We start from the raw sequence: 19,241 nt of genomic DNA, 5'->3' as shown, positions 1-19,241 counted from the left end.
GCCGTGCAACCGATAGACCATTTCGTCTGGCGCCGACAGCATGCGTGAACTGCGCCAGGCCGCGTCGAACGGTGTACCGGGGCGCGCGCGTTGCAGACAGCATGCCCGCCAGCTGGTGACGGGTTCGAGAATCAGCCGCCATAGCGTCGGTTTTATTTCGCTCACCCTGCGCTGCGCAGGTCGGGCTGTCCGGCCGACGGAGCTGCTTCTGCCGGCCCTGTTTCCTCTTGGGTGTGGGCGGCGAGGGCGTCGTGCAGAACGAGGAGTGCTCGGTTCTGCATTCCGGCGTCGGAGAAACCGCGGCCTACGAGTTCCCATTGCTCCAACAGCGGGCGCCAAACGTTGCTCCATTCGTTGTCGCGCACGAACGGCTGCTGGCGGATGTCGTCCCGGTCGAGGTAGACACCGTCCAGGACGTCACGCGTGCGTTTTTCGATGTGGAGATTCTTGACGACATTGGCCACAACATCGGCCTGCTGAATCGCCACCGACACGGCGGGAGAGGGCAGCACCACCTCCGGCGGCACCGATGAGGGCTGCCGCGCAGCCGTCCCGATCGGAGGCGGGGGCGGAGCTGTGGGGTCGGCAGTGAGCGTTTTCCAACCTCACGTTGATGCGTGGTGAAGGACGAGGACGGCCTTCACGACGTCGGTGATTCGGTTGGTGCTGCAGCGGAGCTTCCGCAGGAGGCGCCAGCCCTTGAGGGTGGCCATGGCCTGCTCACCGAGACAGCGGATCTTGGCGTGGGTGGTGTTGTGGCGGCGCTTCCACCGCCTGAGCCGGCGGCCTCGGAACGGTACGCGGACGGGTCCGCCGGCGCCTTGATACGTCTTGTCCGCCCAGCATTTGAGTCCTGTTTCGGTGAGGGCTTCGATGATCCCGTGGTGTCGCGTGGCGGTCAGGTCGTGAGTCGAGCCGGGCAGAGCCGGCGAGGCCCAGAGCAGCCGTCCGAACGGGTCGGTGAGGACCTGCACGTTCATGCCGTGGCGTTTGTGTTTCCCGGAGTAGTAGGGGGTGTCGGCGGCGATGCGGTCGATCGGCAGCAGGGTGCCGTCGAGGATGACGAATGCCTTCTCCCGGATCGTCCGCATGGCCTCGGCCAGGGACGGGGCGATGGCGGCCAGGGCCTCGACGGCTTCACGTATGTAGCGGTAGACGGTCGCGATCCCGATGCCGAACCCGGCGGCCAGTTGGGCGTAGGTGTCACCGCACCGCAGGTGGGCCAGGGCGAGCAGGGCCTGTCGCGAGGCGGGAAGGCGTCGCCACCGCGTCCCGACGTCCTGCCGCCTGGCCTTCAGTTGTCCGGTCAGGAACCGCAAGGTGCGGCTGGACAGATCAATCGAGGACGGGTAGGCAAGCACGCGAAGCTCCTGGCGGACACGGGTGATCTTGGTCGAGAACCCGTCTACCAGGAGCTTCGTCGTTGCGCAGGACTGTCCAACTCGCGGTCAGCGCCGCCAGCTTGGAAAAGGCTCCCTACGTTGTACACCGGGACAGGGCGAACCCTTCGTATGGTTCTCCCACCCAGGGGTGCCGGGTGTGGTTCAAAAGGCTCTGCCGCTTGTGGCTTCACTGGCCGAGGGCGGCGAGTCCGCGTGGCGACCGCTGACGGTCGCATCGACAGCGCGCGCGCCATGTTCGGCATCCAGCTGGGCTCCGGCACGGACGGTGTGCTTCGTCTTCGTCGAGCGGGCCGTCCAGCAGCCGTCCGGCGCGCCTGCTCCCTGTCCACAACTCCATTGTTGTGCCTGTCCGACCGACCTGTACGGCGCTGCGGAACGGTCCGCGGCAGCGACGGGCAGGCCGTCGCACGCCGACCCGGCACGCGAGGAGCGTGATCGCGGCAGTACCGGGCGATCGCCGCGCTCAGTCTCCGCACGCGGCCTGCGCGGTCGCTGTGAACCTCGGCAAGCCCGAGAGCCGTTGGGTCCGGGCCCCGGTGCTGTCGCCGAGGACGGCGGGCACTCGGGGATGGTGCCGGAGCCGCTCACCGCGTATATCAAGGACCGGCAGGGGTACGAGTACAGCCACCACGGCCGCGCCGACAACCCCGACACCGCGTGTACGGCGGCGAGATCATCCCCGTCCTCCGCCCCTGACCCCGCGCCGAACCCCCACGCCCCGCACGGCCTCGTTCCGTCCCCGCCGAACGAACGAAGGGTTCCGCATGACCGCCACCGCCTCCTCCGGAAGACCCGCCACGGCCGACGGCCGTGCCGAGCTCGCGCCCGGCACGGCCCCCACCGACCCCCGCTTCGTCAATGACGACCTGCTCCCCGTCCCCGTCGCGGAGCGCCGCTGGACCACGTACAACTTCGCCGCCCTCTGGGTCGGCATGGCCCACAACATCCCCTCCTGGATGCTCGCCTCCGGTCTCGTCGCCCTCGGCATGGACTGGAAGCAGGCCGTCCTCACCATCGCCCTCGCCAACGTCGTCGTGCTGCTTCCGATGCTCCTCACCGGGCACGCCGGACCCAAGTACGGCATCCCCTTCCCGGTCCTCGCCCGCGCCTCCTTCGGGCTGCGCGGCGCCAACCTGCCTGCCCTCATCCGCGCCGGCGTCGCCTGCGCGTGGTTCGGCATCCAGACCTGGATCGGCGGACAGGGCGTCTTCATCCTCCTCGACAAGGTCTTCGGCGGCAGCTGGGCGGAGGCGTCGAGGATCGGTGGCCAGCCCTGGACCCTGTGGCTCTGCTTCGTCCTCTTCTGGGCCCTCGAACTCGCCATCATCTACCGGGGCATGGACGCCCTGCGCCGCTTCGAGAACTGGGCCGCGCCCTTCGTCATCGTCGGCGCGCTCGCCCTCCTCGTCTGGATCACGGTCAAGGCGGGCGGTCTCGGCCCCCTCCTCGACCAGCCCTCCCGGCTCGGCTGGGGCGCGGACTTCTGGCCGGTCTTCTTCCCCGCCCTCATGGGCATGATCGCCTTCTGGGCGACGCTCAGCCTCAACATCCCCGACTTCACGCGCTTCGGGGCGGGGCAGCGGGCCCAGGTGTGGGGCCAGACCCTCGGCCTGCCCACCACCATGACCCTGTTCGCGCTGCTCTCGGTGCTCGTCACCTCCGGCTCGCAGGCCGTGTACGGAGCGCCCGTCTGGGACCCGGTGGCGCTCGCCGCCAAGGCCGACAACGTCTTCGGCCTGCTCTTCGCCCTGGTGACCGTCCTCGTCGCGACGCTCTCGGTCAACATCGCGGCGAACGTCGTCTCCCCGGCGTACGACCTCGCCAACCTGGCACCGAAGTTCGTGAACTTCCGTACGGGCGCGCTGATCACCGGCGTCGTCGGCGTCCTCATCATGCCGTGGAAGCTCACCGCCACCCCCGAGCTCTACATCTTCACCTGGCTCGGCCTGGTCGGCGGTCTCCTCGGCACCGTGGCCGGCATCCTCATCGCCGACTACTGGCTCGTCCGCCGCACCGCGCTCGACCTGGAAGGGCTGTACCGGGCGGACGGGCCGTACTGGTACCGGGGCGGCTGGAACCCGGCGGCCGTCCTCGCGTTCGCGGTCGGCGGCGTCCTCGCCGTCGGCGGCTCCCACTCGGCGCCGGGCACCGGTCCGTTCCCCGAGGACGGCCTGATCCCCTTCCTCAAGCCCCTCGCCGACTACGGATGGGCCGTGGGACTCGCGGCCTCGCTGCTCCTCTACACCGCCCTCATGAAGCGGCGGGGCGCTTCCCCGTCGTCCTCCCGATCCAGCTGAGGTAGGACCACACGCGGGTGTTCACGGCGGGGGTGTCGGTCGCGCACCCCTTCCCGTAGGAGACCAGGCCGACCAGGTACGGCTTCCGCCCGACCTTGCGGACCAGGGGGCCGCCGGAGTCGTACAGGCAGGTGTCGCGCCCGGGGGCGTAGGTGCAGATCTGCGGGGAGGCGACGTGGGCCATGCCCCGGTCCACGCACGTCGGATTGCTCATCGTGCCGAGGACCACCGTGCGCAGGACGTCGGAGGTCCGGCCGCCGAACGAGGTGGCGCCCCAGCCGGGGACCTCGACCTGGGTGTGGTCGAAGGTGCCGTGGGAGTACGGGGCGGGCAGCCCGACCGGGCTCACGCCGCGGTTGTACGCGACCGGTTCGGCCAGCCGGACGAGCGCGATGTCGTTCCGCTGGGTCTCCGGGTCGTAGTCGGGATGCACGACGAACCGTTCCGGCGTCGCCAGGACGGTGTACGGGCTGTCGTCCCCGGTCGTCAGGTCGTGGTCGCCCAGGAGGACGCCCAGCCGGGCGGGGTCGCTGTAGGAACCGGTCAGACAGTGGGCGGCCGTGAGTACGTACCGGTCGGTGACGAGCGCCCCGCCGCACACCACCCGCTGCTCGGCGAGGTCCACGAGCCCCGCCATGAACGGGTACTGGTGCGGCGTCGCCTCCTGCCCTCCGACGATCGCGTGCGCCGCCGGGGCGGGGCCGAGGGGGCTCAGGGCCAGCGCCGCCCCCGTGGCCGTGGCCATGAGCCTTCGCAGCCTTCTCATCCGTCCCATGCATCCCATGCGTCCCACGGCATCTCCGAACTGTCGGCGGCGTTTCCCGGGGCCGGCGGCGGCATGCGGAGACGTTTCCTCTGCCCGTCACCACGGCCCGTTCCGGCCCGTCCGGACTTCAACGATCAAGGAGGGGAGCGGTCACCGGTCGGCGTCGGGGGCCCAGCCCGGGATGTGCGCGGCCGCCGCCGCGTCCCAGGCCGCGGGCCCGCCCTGGTAGGGCCAGGCACGGGTGAGGTCGGGGGTGCGGTCGAACGCCTGCAGCTTCGCGGCCAGCTCGCGGCTCTGGTTGGCGGCCCGGACCGGGGCGAGCGGGCCCTCCAGAGCGGCGAGCCGCAGCTCGTATTCCCGTACGGGCCCCTCCACCCAGAGCGCGACCCAGGCGGCGTCCATGGCTCGGGAGAGGAGCAGGACCCGGGGGCGGCCGCCCTCCGCGAGCACCGCCGTCAGCCGGTCGTGACCGTCGAGGACCACGGGGGAGTTGAGCCCGCTGATCCACCACGCGAACACCGGCGGCAGGATCCCCTCCCGGTACTGGCGGCGGTACGCCTTCACCCGGGGCGCCTCCGGGTGCGACAGGGCCCGCAGCGGCAGCAGGTCCCGGGCGTCCTCGTCCGGGTCGCCGTACCCGAACCAGGTGAGGTGGCCCCGGTCCGGGTCGTGGGCGAGCAGTTTCGGCCAATTGCAGTCCGCGAACCAGTGCCTCGCGTCCGGGGCGAAGTGCCACTCGCCCTCGTGGAGCGGCCCGTCGTCCGCCGCGCGGAGCGCCGCCCCGGCGTGCGCGGCCCAGCGATCCGTCCACTCCTCCGAGCCGGGCTCCGCGAACTCGGCGACAGTGCGGGCCAGTTCCGCCCGCAAGGGCGCCAGCGGCGAGACGTACCGGCCCGTCCGCGCGTAGTGCAGCCCGTACCGGGTGACCCGCTGCCGGGCGAACAGCACCGGAACCCCGCCCTGGACCAGTACCAGCCGCCGCCCGTCGGCGCTCTCCATCCGCAGGCCGGGCTTCGCCGGTCCCTCGACACGCATCCGCATGCCGACAGCCTAGGCAACGTGGACAGCTGCCCCTACGGGACCCGGGCCGTCCACTCCGCCGTGCCGAACTTCGTCTCCGCCAGCTCCTTCGCCCGCGTCAGCTCGTCCTCCGTGAGGGCGCCCTCCGACAGGCCGTACCGGCCGCGGAAGGAAGCGATCATCCGCTCGATGACCGCCTCGCGCGGCAGGCCCGTCTGCCGCCGCAGCGGGTCCACCCGCTTCTTCGCGCTCTTCGTGCCCTTGTCGGAGAGCTTCTCGCGGCCGATCCGCAGCACCTCCGTCATCCGGTCCGCGTCGATGTCGTACGCCATCGTCACGTGGTGCAGGACCGCGCCCCCGCTCCCGACCATCCGCTTCTGCGCCGCCCCCGCGATCTTCCCGGCGTCCGTCGCGATGTCGTTCAGCGGCTGGTACCAGGCCTTGATCCCCATGTCGCCGAGCGCGCCGAGCACCCAGTCGTCGAGATAGGCGTAACTGTCGACGAAGGAGAGCCCCTGCACGAGCGCGTCCGGGACGGAGAGCGAGTACGTGATCGTGTTGCCCGGCTCGATGAACATCGCCCCACCGCCGCTGATCCGGCGCACCACCTGGATGCCGTGGCGCTCGGCGGCCACCGGGTCGACCTCGTTGCGCAGGGACTGGAAGCTGCCGATCACCACCGCGGGCGCGCCCCACTCCCAGACGCGCAAGGTGGGAGGCCGGCGACCGGCCGCCACCTCGGCCGTCAGGACCTCGTCCAGGGCCATGTGCAGCGCGGGTGCCTGCGGCGGCTCGTGGATCAGCTGCCAGTCGTAGTCGGTCCAGTCCGTGGCGTGCGCGAGGGCCCTGCGGACCGCCACCCCGACGCCCTCGGCGGTCAGCCCGAACATCTGCGTGCCCGGCGGGAGGGCCGCGTCGATCCGCGCCGCGAGCCCGGCGGCGTCCGTGTCGGCCGGCGCGCCCTCCAGGGCCCGGTCGATCGCCAGGATCGCCTCGTCGGGCTCCAGGAAGAAGTCGCCCGCGACCCGGACGTTCCGCAGGACACCGCCCTCGGTGTCGAGGTCGACGACCACCAGCTTGCCGCCGGGGACCTTGTACTCGCCGTGGAACGCGCCGTGCACGGACTCTCCCTGTAGGTAAGGGGCGAACTAGATCAAGAGGGCCAAAGGGTACTCCTGGGGAGAACAGTGGGTGACAAGTGCGGCATTCCGGTTGTCAGCGCCCCGTGCTTAGCTGGAGGCATGATCGAAGAGTTCCTTGAGCACGTCCTCGGCGGCCGTACGACCGAGGTGGAGGAGGCGGTCCGCAAGGCGGCCGCCGCCGAGATCATGCCGCGCTTCCGGCAGCTCGCCGCGCACGAGATCGTGGAGAAGAACGGGCCGCACGACCTGGTCACCGTCGCCGACCGGGCCGCCGAGGCCCACCTCACCGCCTCGCTGACCGCGCTGCTGCCCGGCTCGGTCGTCGTCGGCGAGGAGGCCGTCCACGCCGACCCCGCCGTGTACGAGGCGCTGCGCGGCGACGCCCCCGTCTGGATCGTCGACCCCGTCGACGGCACCCGCCAGTTCGTCCACGGCGACCCCGGCTTCTGCACCCTCGTCGCCCTCGCCGTCCGCGGCGAGCTCCTCGCCTCCTGGACCTTCGCCCCGGCCCTGGACCTGATGGCGGTCGCCGTGCGCGGCCGCGGGGCCACGCTCAACGGACAGCCGATACGGTCGGGTTCACCGGCGCCCGGCGAGGTCCTGGAGGTCGCCGCCTCCCACCCCGACTACACCACCCCGGAGCAGAAGCAGGCCCTGCTCGGCCTTCGGGTGGAGGGGGTCGCCCCGCGTCCGTGCGGCTCGGCCGGTCTCGAGTACCTCGCCGTGGCCCGCGGCGCGGTCTCCGGGACCGCCTTCTCCTGGGAGTACGCGTGGGATCACGCGGCCGGACTGCTCCTCGTCGTCGAGGCGGGCGGCGCGCACACCACGATCGCCGGGGAGCCGTTCCGCATCACCGGAGGAAACGCGCTGCCGTTCACGGCGGCCAGGGACGCGGTCACCGCCGAACGGATCCGGACGCTTCTCGGGGGCGCGTGAGGCGCGGGCGGCCACCGGCCTATCCTGAGAGCCTTGGTCATCGGCTGACGAAGGAGTCCGAACGTGACGAACGAGACGTCGATGCTCGATGCCGTCGTCGTGGGAGCGGGCCCCAACGGACTGACCGCGGCGGTGGAGTTGGCCCGGCGCGGCTTCTCCGTCGCCGTCTTCGAGGCGAAGTCGACGGTCGGCGGCGGAGCCAGGACCGAGGAGCTCACCCTCCCCGGCTTCCGCCACGACCCCTGCTCCGCCGTGCACCCCCTCGGCGCCGGCTCACCCGTCTTCAAGACGATGCCGCTGGATCGGTACGGCCTGGAGTGGCTCCACCCCGAACTGCCCATGGCCCACCCCTGGGACGACGGCACCGCCGCCGTCCTCGCCCGTTCCGTCGCCGAGACCGCCGCCTCCTTCGGCCCGCGCGACGCCGGGGCGTACCGCCGCCTCGTCGCCCCGTACCTCGGCAAGTGGGACACCCTCGCGCGGGACTTCATGCAGCTCCCGCTCACCGGACTGCCCCGCGACCCCGTCACCCTCGCCCGCTTCGGAATCGACGGACTGCCGCCCGCCACCTGGCTGATGCGAAGGTTCCAGGACGAGAAGGCGCGCGCGCTCTTCGCCGGCATGGTCGGCCATGTCATCGCCCCGCTCGGCGGCTTCGCCACCGGAGCCGTGGGCCTCGTCTTCGCGCTCGCCGCGCACGCGGGCGGCTGGCCGATGCCCCGGGGCGGCTCGCAGTCGATCTCCGACGCCCTCGCCGCGTACCTCAAGGACCTCGGCGGCGCCGTCCACACCGACTACGAGGTCAAGCGGCTCGACGACCTGCCGCCCGCCCGCGCCTACGTCTTCGACACCTCGCCCACCGCCCTCGCCCGGATCGCCGGCTTCGGCGGGCACTACGACCACTACAAGTACGGCGCGAGCGTCTTCAAGATCGACTACGCGCTCGACGGGCCCGTGCCCTGGACCGCCGAGGAACCCCGGCGCGCCGGCACCGTCCAGATCGGCCCCACCGCCGGCGAGATCGACACCGCCCTGCACCAGGCCTCCTCCGGCACCGCCCCCGACGCACCCTTCCTCATCACCGCCCAGCCGAGCCTCGTCGACCCCTCCCGCGCCCCCGAGGGCAAGCACGTCTTCTGGGCGTACGGACACGTGCCGAACGGCTGGCGAGGCGACCTCACCGACGCCATCGAGCGGCAGATCGAGCGCTTCGCACCCGGCTTCCGCGACCGCGTCCTGGCCCGCGCCACCGCCGGCCCCCCCGAACTCGCCGAGCGCAACGCCAACTACGTCGGCGGCGACATCGCCTGCGGAGCCGCCCGAGGCCTCCAGCTCGTGCTGCGCCCCACCCTCTCGCTCCGCCCCTATGCGACCCCGCACCCGGCGGTCTTCCTCTGCTCCTCCGCCACCCCGCCCGGCCCCGGAGTCCACGGCATGTCCGGCCACAACGCGGCGAAGGCGGTCTGGCGCCGACTGCGAAAATAGACTGCCCCCATGGCCAAGTACTTCGACGTGCACCCCGACAACCCCCAGCCGCGCACCATCGGCTCGGTGGCCGACAGCATCCGGAACGGGGCGCTCGTCGCGTACCCGACCGACTCCTGCTACGCCCTCGGCAGCCGACTGGGCAGCCGCGACGGCATCAGCCGCATCCGCGCGATCCGCGACCTCGACGACCGGCACCACTTCACGCTCATGTGCCAGAACTTCGCCCAGCTGGGCCAGCTCGTGCACATCGACAACGACGTCTTCCGCGCGGTCAAGGCCGCGACCCCCGGGCCGTACACCTTCATCCTGCCCGCCACCAAAGAGGTGCCGCGCCAGCTGCTGCACCCCAAGAAGAAGACCGTCGGCGTCCGCATCCCCGACCACGTCGTCACCCAGGCGCTCCTCGCGGAACTCGGCGAACCGCTGCTCTCCAGCACCCTGCTCCTGCCCGACGAGGCCGAACCCCTGACCCAGGGCTGGGAGATCAAGGAGCGCCTCGACCACCAGGTCGACGTGGTCGTCGACTCCGGCGACTGCGGCACCGAACCGACCACCGTCGTCGACTTCTCCAGCGGCGAGCCCGAGATCGTCCGGCGCGGGGCGGGGGACACCACGCGGTTCGAGTAGGAGGCCCCGCGAGCAGTCCACCGCTCGCGAACCGGCCCTTACGGTCAGGACCGTGACCGCCGTACGGTCGTGCGAGCAGCCGCCCGCCGGAACCGACGGAGGACCGAGTCCCGTGATCGTCATCGCCCAGGTCAGCGACATCCATGTCGACGGGGAACCGCGCAGCGTCGACCGCACCAGAGCGGTCATGCGGTACCTGGAGGAGCTGCCGTACGACCTGGCGGCCGTCCTCGTCACCGGGGACATCGCCGACCACGGGACGGCGGACGAGTACGCGGTCGTCCGGGAGCTGCTGACCTCCCGTCACCCGCTGCTCGTCTGCCCCGGCAACCACGACGACCGCGCCGCGTTCCGGACAGGCCTCCTCGACCAGGCGCAGGAGGCCACCGTCCGCCCGGACGCGCCCGTCAACCAGGTGCTCCGGGGCGAGGGCTTCGTCGTGGCCCTCTGCGACTCCTCGGTGCCGGGCAAGGACGAGGGCCTCCTGGAGGACGAGACGCTGGAGTGGCTGGACGGCGTCCTCGGCTCCACCCCGCGCGAGGTGCCCGTCCTCGTGGCCTTCCACCACCCGCCGGTCCCGCTGCACACCCCGTACGTGGACGGGATCCGCCAGTTCGGCGAGGAGCGGCTCGCCGCCCTCGCCGAGCGCCACCCCCACCTCACGGCCTTCCTCGCGGGCCACGCCCACACGGCGGCCGCCACCACCTTCGCCGGGCGCCCGCTCCTCGTGGCACCCGGTGTCGTCTCCGCCCTCCGCCTCCCCTGGGAGAACCCGGGACCGGACTCGCCGCACGTCCACCTCGACCTGCCGCCCGCGCTCGCCTTCCACGTCCTCGCCGAGGACGGCAGGCTGACGACCCACTACCGGACCGTCGCCATGTGAGGTGACGTCCATGTCGTTTTCTCGCCAGCCTGCGAGCCGCCCGTCCCCGATCCTGGAACCATGCACACCGAAACCGAGCGCTGCGTGCGGGCCGTCCAGTCGAAGGACGCCCGCTTCGACGGCGTCTTCTTCACCGCGGTCCGCACCACCCGGATCTACTGCCGGCCCAGCTGCCCGGTCGTCCCGCCCAAGCCCGAGAACATGGAGTTCCACCCGAGCGCCGCGTCCTGCCAGCGCTCCGGATTCCGGGCCTGCAAGCGGTGCCGGCCCGACACCAGCCCCGGCTCGCCCGAGTGGCACGTCCGGGCCGACGCCGTCGCCCGCGCCATGCGGCTCATCCAGGACGGCGTCGTCGACCGGGAGGGCGTCCCGGGGCTCGCCCGGCGGCTCGGCTGGTCCACCCGTCAGATCGAGCGCCAGCTCCTCGCCGAGCTCGGCGCCGGACCCCTCGCCCTCGCCCGCGCCCAGCGCGCCCAGACCGCCCGGGTCCTCATCGAGACCACCCCGCTGCCGATGGGCGAGATCGCCTTCGCCGCCGGCTTCGCCTCCATCCGGACCTTCAACGACACCGTCCGCGAGGTCTTCGGCCTCACCCCCGGGGAGCTCCGCGCCCGCGCGACCCGTCCCCACGCCGCCAAGGCCGCCACCACCCCCGGGGTGATCAGCCTCCGGCTGCCGTTCCGCGCACCCCTCGAACCGTCCAACCTCTTCGGGCACCTCGCCGCGACCGCCGTCCCCGGCGTGGAGGAGTGGCGCGACGGCGCCTACCGGCGGACGCTGAGCCTCCCGTACGGACACGGCATCGTCGGCCTCGCACCCCGCGCCGACCACATCGCCTGCCGCCTCTTCCTCACCGACCCCCGCGACCTCACCCACGCGATCAGCCGCTGCCGCAGGCTCCTCGACCTGGACGCCGACCCCGTCGCCGTCGACGACCGGCTGCGCACGGACCCGCTGCTCGCGCCCCTCGTCGACGCGGCGCCCGGCCGCCGGGTGCCCGGGACCGTCGACCCCGCCGAGTTCGCCGTACGGGCCGTCCTCGGCCAGCAGGTCTCCACCGCCGCCGCCCGCACCCACGCGGCCCGCCTGGTCACCGCGTACGGCACCCCCGTCGACGACCCCGAGGGCGGCCTCACCCACCTCTTCCCCGGCCCCGAGGCCCTCGCCGCGCTCGACCCGGAGAGCCTCGCCCTGCCGCGCAGCCGCCGCACCACGCTCCTCACCCTCGTGGGGGCGCTCGCGGACGGCTCGCTCACCCTCGGCCCCGCCGACGACCGTGAGGAGGCCCGCGCCCGGCTCCTCGCCCTGCCGGGCTTCGGCCCCTGGACCACCGAGATCATCGCGATGCGCGCGCTCGGCGACCCCGACGCGTTCCTCCCCGGCGACCTGGGCGTTCGCCGCGCCGCCGAGGGCCTCGGCCTGCCGGGCACCCCGGCCGCGCTCACCGCCCGAGCCTCCGACTGGCGGCCCTGGCGCGCCTACGCCGTCCAGTACCTCTGGGCCACCGACGACCACCCCATCAACCACCTGCCCGCCTGAGGAGGCCCCTCGTGCCCACCGTCCAGCACACCGTCGTGGACAGCCCCTACGAGCCGCTGACCCTCGTCGCCGTCGACGGCGTCCTCAGCCGCATCCACATGACCGGCCAGCGCCACCGCCCGCCCGAGGAGACCTTCGGCGAGTCCGACCCGCGCCCCTTCGGCGAGACGGTCCGGCAGCTCGACGCCTACTTCGCGGGCGACCTCACCGAGTTCGACCTCCCGCTCCACCTGGTCGGCACCCCGTTCCAGCTACGGGTGTGGGCGGAGCTGTGCCGCATCCCGTACGGGGAGACCCGGACGTACGGCGAACTGGCCGAGGCCCTCGGCAACCCCACGGCCTCCCGGGCCGTCGGCCTGGCGAACGGCAAGAACCCCGTGGGCATCGTCGTCCCCTGCCACCGCGTGGTCGGCGCGAGCGGAAGCCTCACCGGCTACGGCGGCGGCCTCGACCGCAAGCAGCGCCTGCTCGCCTTCGAATCGGGGACGGAGGAACCCGCGGGCCTCTTCTAGGAGCGCCTCCTGCCAGGAGCGTCTATCGGAGCCGGTCGAGCAGCGCGGGCAGCGCCGTGCCGATCGGCTTCGCGTACGACCTCGTCGGCGACGGGGTCGTACGGGGTGGGCTCGGCGTTCACGATGATCAGCCGGGCGCCGTGCTCGGCCGCGATCCCCGCGAGCGACGCCGCCGGCTGGACCTGGAGGCTGCTCCCGACCGCCACGAACACCTCGGTGGCCTTGGCGATCGACATGGCATCGCCGAGCACGACCGGGTCGAGCCGCTGCCCGGCTGCTTGGATCGTCAAAAGCGTGGGACCGTCGCCGACTTCAGGATCCCGCCGCACGCCCGGCACGCCGGGTCGTCCTCACCGGCCCGCACCCGGTCGAGCGCCTCCTCCATCGAGGAGCGGGCGTGGCAGGCCGTGCACACCACCGACCGCACGGAGCCGTGGAGTTCGAGGACCTTCCGCGCGGGCACCCCGGCGGCCTGGTGCAGTCCGTCCACGTTCTGCGTGATCACCCGCAGCGCGTGGCCGCTCGTCCGCTCGTACGCGGCGATCGCGTGGTGCGCCACGTTCGGCTCGGCGCTCAGGACGGGTCCGTCGAGCCGCATCCGCCACGAGCGGCGGCGGATCTCCGGGTCGGCCATGTACGGCCCGTACGTGACGAGCCGCTCGGCCTCCGGGTCCTGGCGCCAGACGCCCTTCGGCCCCCGGTAGTCGGGGATGCCGGAGTCCGTCGAGATACCGGCTCCACTGAGAATCGCGACCATCGTCATACGACGACCCTAGGCAGCGCCGAACCGCTCCCGCGAACGGGTTTCCGGGGGTGACGGGCCGGGCCCGCGTCATCCCCGCGCGGGGTGACCGTTCTCCAGCTCCACCGGCCCGTGGCCCGTCTCCAGGACGTCCAGCGCGGCCAGGACACGCCGGCCCAGGCTGCCCGGCAGGTGGGCGGTGACCTCCCCGTGGTCGATCAGCTTCCAGGAGAGCAACTCCTCCTCCTGGAGCCCGATCTCCGCGAACCGCTCCTCGGGCAGCACCCCGCCGTCGTACACGTACGCCACGATCGGCGGCCGCTCCGTGCCGTGCACCCAGTCGACGGCGAGCAGCGGGCCGAGCGGCACGTCCAGGCCGATCTCCTCCGCCGTCTCCCGGCGGGCGGCCTGCCGCGGCGTCTCGCCGCCGTCGGACTCGATCGTTCCGCCGGGCAGCGCCCAGCCGTCGCGGTAGTTGGGTTCCACGACGAGGACCCGGCCCTCGGCGTCGCGGAAGAGGGCGGCGGCGGCGGCCAGGACGCGGGGCAGGCCGGCGATGTACGTGGCGTAGTCGGTGGTGGTCATTCCGTCAGCGTAGCCAGCCGCAGCGTCCGCTCGGCGAGTTCGGTGATCCGCACCCCGTCGTAGCCGAAGACCGCGCTGCTCACCCGGTCCCGCAGCGGCTCCGACCACTGCGGCGGGATCGCGGCCGCCCCGCACATCACCCCGGCCACCGAGCCCGCCGTGGCGCCGTTGGAGTCCGTGTCGAGGCCGCCGCGCACGGTCAGCGCGATCGTGCGGGTGAAGTCCCCCTCGCCGTACAGGAGTCCGGCGGTCAGGACGGCCGCGTTCGGGACGGTGTGGATCCAGCCGAGCCCCGCCGTCCGCTCCTCCAGCTCGGCCAGCGCCTCGGACCAGCCGAGCCCGGACTCGTACAGGGCGATCGTGCCCCGTACGGTCCGGGCGAGCCGGCTGCTCGCCGGGACCCGCTCCAGACCCGCCTCCAGGACGGACCGGACGTCGGGAGCGGTGAAGGCGGCGGCGACCAGCGCCGCCGCCCACATCGCCCCGTACACGCCGTTCCCCGTGTGCGAGAGGACCGCGTCCCGGCGGGCGAGTGAGGCGGCCCGGCGCGGATCCCCCGGGCAGGTCCAGCCGTAGACGTCGGCCCTGATCAGTGCGCCGATCCACTCCTGGTACGGGTTGTCGTACGTCGCCGTCAGCGGCGGCCTCAGCCCGTTCGCGAGGTTCCGGTAGGCGACCCGCTCGGCCGTGAACGTCTGGAGATACGGCAGCCGCAGCAGCCACTCCTCGCCGACCTGCTCGGTCGTGAACGCGAACCCCCGGGTCTCCAGGAGGTGCAGTCCGAGGACCGACCAGTCGACGTCGTCGTCCCGGCAGCTCCCGTCGATCCCGCCGCGCACGCACCGGGGCCACTCGGGGCGCAGCTCGAAACCGGTCGCCCCGGGCGGCGGGGGCGGCAGGTAGTCGGTCAGCGGGAGCGCGTCCGCGAGCCGCAGGTACGCGTCGATGTGCGCGCGCGTCCAGTGGTCGCCGCGCTCCACGGGCTTGCCGAGCATGTTCCCGGCGATGCGGCCGGTCCAGCCGCCCAGGATCCGGTCGGCGAGGTCCGTGCGGGTGAGTTCCCTGTGGGCGAGCTCCATGGCGGGTCAGCCTTCCTCTTCCTCCGTGTCGGTACGGGACTTCGCCGCCCGGCGCAGCCGGTGGTGGTGGCGGGTGCCGCCGCCCTGCTCGGTCATCGCCTCGCCGACCAGCGTCCGCACCGCGTCCCGCATCCCGTGCAGGGGGTGGTGCCGGACCGGGCCCGCGCCCGGGTCCTCCCGCAGCTCCTTCAGGAGCGCGAAGCACAGCACGAGCATGACCACCACGAACGGCAGGGCCACGAGGATCGTCGCCGTCTGGAGCGAGTTCAGCCCGCCGACGACGAGCAGCACCGCCGCCACGGCCGCCATCAGGACGCCCCAGGTCACCACGAGCCAGGTCGGCGGGTGCAGCGAGCCCCGGCTCGTCAGCGAGCCCATGACCAGCGACGCCGAGTCCGCGCTCGTGACGAAGTACGTCATCACCAGGATCATCGCGATGACCGAGGTGACCGTGCCGATCGGCAGCGCGTCCAGCATCGCGAACAGCGAGGCCTCCGGCCCGTCCTTGACGGCCGTCGCCAGGTCCGCCTCGCCCGTCGACTCCAGCCGGATGGCCGTACCGCCCATGACGCAGAACCACACCACGGTCGCGCCGGAGGGGACGAGCAGGACGCCCATCAGGAACTCGCGGATCGTCCGGCCGCGCGAGATCCGGGCGATGAAGGTGCCGACGAACGGCGCCCAGGACAGCCACCACGCCCAGTAGAAGATCGTCCACACGCCCAGCCAGTCGGGGTCGGTGAAGGCACCCGTGCGGCTCGCCATCGGCAGCAGCTGGTGCAGATAGCCGCCGACCGAGGCCGGGATGGTGTCCAGGATGTAGACGGTCGGGCCGAGGAGGAAGACGAAGAGCATCAGGCAGGCGGCGAGGACGATGTTCAGGGTGGAGAGCCACTTCACGCCCTTGTGGAGCCCCGAGAACGCCGACAGGACGAAGGCCGCCGACAGCGAGACGATGATGATCAGCTGGGTGGAGGTGGAGTTCTCCACGCCCATCGTCAGGTTCAGCCCCTCGGCCACCTGGAGGGCGCCGAGCCCCAGACTCGTCGCCGTACCGAAGACGGTCGCGAACACCGCGAGCAGATCGATCGCCTTGCCGGGCCAGGAAGCCGCCCGGCGTGCCCCGATCAGCGGCACGAAGGCCGAACTCAGCTGATTGCCGCGGCCCTTGCGGAATCCCGCGTACGCGAGGGCGAGACCGGCGATGCCGTAGATCGCCCAGGGGGTGAGCGTCCAGTGGAAGAACGAGTACTCCATGGCGGTACGGGCCGCCGCGCCGCTCCCGGCCGGGACGCCGCTCGCCGGGGGAGGGCTCAGGAAGTGCTGGAGCGGCTCCCCGACCCCGTAGAACATCAGACCGATGCCCATACCGGCGCTGAACATCATCGCGATCCACGCGAGGTTCGTGAACTCCGGCTCCGAGTCGTCCGCGCCCAGCCTGATCCGGCCGAAGCGGCTCAGCGCGATCACCACGCACAGGACCAGGAAGGTGTCCGCGGCGACCACGAAGAGCCAGGCGAAATTGGACAGCACCCACTGGAGGGCGGTGGACGAGGCGCTGTCGAAGGAGTCCTCGCCCAGGGCCGCCCAGGCGACGACCGCCACGACGGCCGCGATCCCGATGCCGATGACCTTGGCATCGGGCGCGAACCGCTCACGCGGGGTCCGTTCGATCGGTTCCGTACTCATGTGACCCCACTATGGTGCGGAATATCGTCTTATCAGGGGGTGGCACGCCGTCTGGGGGTACGGATAGGGTCGGCCCTGGCGCGACTGCACGTTCGAAAGCAAGGGATGCAAGGTGACGGACGGAGCAGCAACTCAGGTCGCTCACGTACTCGTGGCGGCCGACAAGTTCAAGGGTTCGCTCACGGCCGTACAGGTCGCGGAGCGGGTCACAGCAGGACTGCGACGGGTCGTCCCCGAGCTCACGGTGGAGACGCTGCCGGTGGCCGACGGTGGCGACGGCACCGTCGCGGCCGCGGTCGCGGCCGGCTTCGAGCGCCGCGAGGTGCAGGTCACGGGACCGCTCGGCGAGCAGGTCACCGCGGCCTACGCGCTGCGCGGCACCACCGCGGTCGTCGAGATGGCTGAGGCCTCCGGCCTCCAGCTCCTCCCCGCCGGGGTCTTCGCCCCGCTGACCGCGACCACCTACGGCTCCGGGGAGCTGCTCCGCGCGGCCCTTGACGCGGGGGCGACCACCCTCGTCTTCGGCGTGGGCGGCAGCGCCACCACCGACGGCGGCGCCGGCATGCTCGCCGCGCTCGGCGCCCGCTTCCTCGACGAGGCCGGCGAGCCCGTCGGCCCCGGCGGCGCGGCCCTCGCCGAGCTGGCCACGGCCGACCTGACCGGCCTCGACCCGCGCTTCGCCTCGGTCGACCTGATCCTGGCCAGCGACGTCGACAACCCGCTCACCGGCCCCAAGGGCGCCCCGGCCGTCTACGGCCCGCAGAAGGGCGCCACCCCGGACGACGTCCGCACCCTGGACGCGGCCCTCGCCCACTTCGCCACCGTCCTGGAGAAGGCCATCGGCCCCAAGGCGGCCGAAGCGGCCCTGGCTCCCGGCGCCGGCGGCGCGGGCGGCATCGGCTACGGCGCGCTCATCCTCGGCGCGAGCTTCCGCCCCGGCATCGAGCTGATGCTGGAGGTCCTCGGCTTCGCCCCCGCCCTGGAGCGGGCCACCCTCGTCATCACCGGCGAGGGCTCGCTCGACGAGCAGACCCTCCACGGCAAGGCCCCGGCGGGCGTCGCCGCGGCGGCCCGCGCCGCAGGCAAGGAGGTCGTCGCGGTCTGCGGCCGCCTGGCCCTCCCGCCCGAGGCCCTCGGCACGGCCGGCATCCGCCGCGCCTACCCGCTCACCGCCATCGAGCCGGACACGGCGAAGTGCATCGCGAACGCGGGCCCGCTCCTGGAGGACGTCGCGGCGGACATCGCCCGGGACTTCCTGGCGTAGCCGTACGCAGGCGTACGGGTACGGGCGCCGCCCTCGTACCCGTACCTCACCCCGACGCCGTCAGCCGGAACGCGTCCAGCGCCAGCGTCATCTCCGTCAGGTCCCGCGGCCGGGACAGTGACCGTGACGTCAGCTGCTCCAGGCGCCGCAGGCGGTTGAAGACCGTGTTCCGGTGGCAGTACAGGCGGCCCGCCGCCCGCCCCGCCGAGCCCTCGCAGTCCAGCCACACGTCCAGCGTCTCCAGGAGCACCGCCCGGTCCGCCGGGTCCAGCTCCAGCAGCCCGCCCAGGACGTCCGAGACCAGCAGGCTCGCCACCTCCGGCTGGCCCACCACCAGCGCCCCCGCCATCCGGCGGTCGAGCCGCACGATCTGCCGGCTGCCCGGCGGGCACGTGCGCAGGGCCAGTTCCGCGAGGCGGCGCGCCCGGCCCAGCTCGGTCAGGCCGACCACGACCGGGCTGATCCCGCCGGGCCCCGGGCACCGCCCGTCGAGGAGCTCCGACAGCGCGTCCAGACCGGTCTCCCCGGCCAGCGCCACCACCCCGATCTCGCAGTCCGCGCCCATCCGCCACAGGAACCGCACGCCCTCGCCCTGCACCTGCCGGTGGAACGACTCCCGCTCCTCCCGCCGGTCGTAGCGCAGCACCACCACCGCGTACCGCCCCTGCTCCGGCAGGTCCAGGCCCGCCGCGGCACGCGACACCAGCTCGGCCGACCGCTGCCCCTGGAGCAGCGCGTCCAGGAGCGCCTGGAGCTGCTCGTCCGTCCGGCGCCGCAGCTCCGCCTCCGTCGACCGGTACGCCTCCGACGCCGTGTCCGCCTGCGCGTCCACCGCCGACCACACCGTCGTCGCCGACTGCATCAGCGCCGCCAGCTGCGCCGTGTCCTCCCCGGCGCCCTCGATCAGCGCGTCCCACACGAGGTGCCCGGCATGCCGGTACGCGTGCACGACCAGCTCCAGCGGCATGCCCTGCGCGGCCCGGCGCCGGCCCATCGCCTCCGCCTGCTCCAGATCCCGCCGGGGCGAGCTCCGGGGCGCCGAGATCATCTCGATCCCGATCCGCATCGCCTCGTGGGCCTCCTGCCAGTGCTGGTCGTACGGCAGGATCCGCCCGTAGGCGGGCTCGTACGCGTGCAGCTCTCTCAGATGCTCGTCCACCAGCTCCGGCACCCGCTCCAGAAGCGCCGTGCACGCCTGAGCGAGCACCTTCCAGTCGTCACCGGTCCGCCGTCTGCGCCGTCCCATGCCCGGAGGATCCACCGCCCCGG

Annotated in this window: 17 protein-coding genes and 2 pseudogenes; 9 read left to right on the top strand and 10 right to left on the bottom strand. The window is 72.7% G+C overall.

Features of this window, described 5'->3' with window-relative positions:
- Positions 1–161 precede the first annotated feature (161 nt).
- Positions 162–527, bottom strand: a complete 366-nt coding sequence (locus OG357_RS07505) for a hypothetical protein (protein ID WP_329620396.1) — start codon at positions 525–527, stop codon at positions 162–164.
- Positions 528–605: 78 nt separating this feature from the next.
- The gene (locus tag OG357_RS07500; RefSeq protein ID WP_329620395.1) at positions 606–1,361 is read right to left on the bottom strand and encodes a transposase family protein; all 756 of its coding nucleotides are present in this window, start codon (positions 1,359–1,361) and stop codon (positions 606–608) included.
- A gap of 583 nt (positions 1,362–1,944) precedes the next feature.
- Here OG357_RS07500 and OG357_RS07495 point away from each other — a divergent pair.
- Together OG357_RS07495 and OG357_RS07490 are read left to right on the top strand one after the other, a co-directional pair.
- A pseudogene (locus tag OG357_RS07495) lies at positions 1,945–2,061 on the top strand (TIGR03842 family LLM class F420-dependent oxidoreductase); the annotation flags it as partial.
- Positions 2,062–2,167: 106 nt separating this feature from the next.
- On the top strand, positions 2,168–3,700 hold the full coding sequence (locus tag OG357_RS07490; protein WP_329620394.1) for an NCS1 family nucleobase:cation symporter-1: 1,533 nt from the start codon (positions 2,168–2,170) through the stop codon (positions 3,698–3,700).
- Here the strand turns inward: OG357_RS07490 and OG357_RS07485 are convergent.
- The 3 genes from OG357_RS07485 to OG357_RS07475 all read right to left on the bottom strand — a co-directional run bounded on the left by OG357_RS07485 (position 3,654) and on the right by OG357_RS07475 (position 6,607).
- Complete coding sequence (locus OG357_RS07485) at positions 3,654–4,445, bottom strand: serine protease (protein WP_329620393.1); 792 nt, start codon at positions 4,443–4,445, stop codon at positions 3,654–3,656. The two genes, OG357_RS07490 and OG357_RS07485, sit on opposite strands and share 47 nt — an antisense overlap.
- A 171-nt stretch (positions 4,446–4,616) precedes the next feature.
- Positions 4,617–5,507, bottom strand: coding sequence for a hypothetical protein (locus tag OG357_RS07480; RefSeq protein ID WP_329620392.1), 891 nt, complete (start codon positions 5,505–5,507; stop codon positions 4,617–4,619).
- A 32-nt stretch (positions 5,508–5,539) separates the two neighbouring features.
- On the bottom strand, positions 5,540–6,607 hold the full coding sequence (locus OG357_RS07475; protein ID WP_329620391.1) for a lipoate--protein ligase family protein: 1,068 nt from the start codon (positions 6,605–6,607) through the stop codon (positions 5,540–5,542).
- Between the two features lie 120 nt (positions 6,608–6,727).
- Between OG357_RS07475 and OG357_RS07470 the strand changes: the two genes are divergently transcribed.
- The 6 genes from OG357_RS07470 (at position 6,728) to OG357_RS07445 (ending at position 12,613) form a co-directional block, all read left to right on the top strand.
- Entirely contained in the window at positions 6,728–7,564 is an 837-nt protein-coding gene (locus OG357_RS07470; RefSeq protein ID WP_329620390.1) for an inositol monophosphatase family protein, read from the top strand.
- A gap of 81 nt (positions 7,565–7,645) precedes the next feature.
- On the top strand, positions 7,646–9,049 hold the full coding sequence (locus OG357_RS07465) for a phytoene desaturase family protein (protein WP_329625516.1): 1,404 nt from the start codon (positions 7,646–7,648) through the stop codon (positions 9,047–9,049).
- Positions 9,050–9,058: 9 nt separating this feature from the next.
- Positions 9,059–9,679: an L-threonylcarbamoyladenylate synthase gene (locus OG357_RS07460; RefSeq protein WP_329620389.1), complete on the top strand. Its 621-nt coding sequence runs from the start codon at positions 9,059–9,061 to the stop codon at positions 9,677–9,679.
- Positions 9,680–9,791: 112 nt separating this feature from the next.
- Entirely contained in the window at positions 9,792–10,562 is a 771-nt protein-coding gene (locus tag OG357_RS07455; protein WP_329625515.1) for a metallophosphoesterase, read from the top strand.
- Positions 10,563–10,622: 60 nt separating this feature from the next.
- Positions 10,623–12,101: an AlkA N-terminal domain-containing protein gene (locus tag OG357_RS07450; protein WP_329620388.1), complete on the top strand. Its 1,479-nt coding sequence runs from the start codon at positions 10,623–10,625 to the stop codon at positions 12,099–12,101.
- Between the two features lie 11 nt (positions 12,102–12,112).
- Positions 12,113–12,613: a methylated-DNA--[protein]-cysteine S-methyltransferase gene (locus OG357_RS07445; RefSeq protein ID WP_329620387.1), complete on the top strand. Its 501-nt coding sequence runs from the start codon at positions 12,113–12,115 to the stop codon at positions 12,611–12,613.
- Positions 12,614–12,635: 22 nt separating this feature from the next.
- Here OG357_RS07445 and OG357_RS07440 read toward each other — a convergent pair.
- The 4 genes and pseudogenes from OG357_RS07440 to OG357_RS07425 form a co-directional block, all read right to left on the bottom strand.
- Positions 12,636–13,376: pseudogene (locus tag OG357_RS07440) on the bottom strand (SIR2 family NAD-dependent protein deacylase).
- 69 nt (positions 13,377–13,445) lie between these two features.
- Positions 13,446–13,940: an NUDIX hydrolase gene (locus tag OG357_RS07435; RefSeq protein ID WP_329620386.1), complete on the bottom strand. Its 495-nt coding sequence runs from the start codon at positions 13,938–13,940 to the stop codon at positions 13,446–13,448.
- Positions 13,937–15,019, bottom strand: coding sequence for an ADP-ribosylglycohydrolase family protein (locus tag OG357_RS07430; RefSeq protein ID WP_329620385.1), 1,083 nt, complete (start codon positions 15,017–15,019; stop codon positions 13,937–13,939). The genes OG357_RS07435 and OG357_RS07430 overlap by 4 nt, the downstream gene beginning before the upstream one ends.
- Positions 15,020–15,025: 6 nt before the next feature.
- On the bottom strand, positions 15,026–16,708 hold the full coding sequence (locus tag OG357_RS07425) for a BCCT family transporter (protein ID WP_329620384.1): 1,683 nt from the start codon (positions 16,706–16,708) through the stop codon (positions 15,026–15,028).
- Positions 16,709–16,820: 112 nt separating this feature from the next.
- Between OG357_RS07425 and OG357_RS07420 the strand changes: the two genes are divergently transcribed.
- The gene (locus OG357_RS07420) at positions 16,821–17,972 is read left to right on the top strand and encodes a glycerate kinase (RefSeq protein WP_329620383.1); all 1,152 of its coding nucleotides are present in this window, start codon (positions 16,821–16,823) and stop codon (positions 17,970–17,972) included.
- Positions 17,973–18,018: 46 nt separating this feature from the next.
- On the opposite strand, the gene OG357_RS07415 is transcribed toward OG357_RS07420, so the two are convergent.
- The gene (locus tag OG357_RS07415) at positions 18,019–19,218 is read right to left on the bottom strand and encodes a PucR family transcriptional regulator (RefSeq protein ID WP_329620382.1); all 1,200 of its coding nucleotides are present in this window, start codon (positions 19,216–19,218) and stop codon (positions 18,019–18,021) included.
- Between the last annotated feature and the right edge of the window lie 23 nt (positions 19,219–19,241).

It is taken from the genome of Streptomyces sp. NBC_01255 (genome assembly GCF_036226445.1).
Classification (GTDB): Bacteria; Actinomycetota; Actinomycetes; order Streptomycetales; family Streptomycetaceae; genus Streptomyces.
This window is presented reverse-complemented; position numbering and strand designations above follow the sequence as displayed.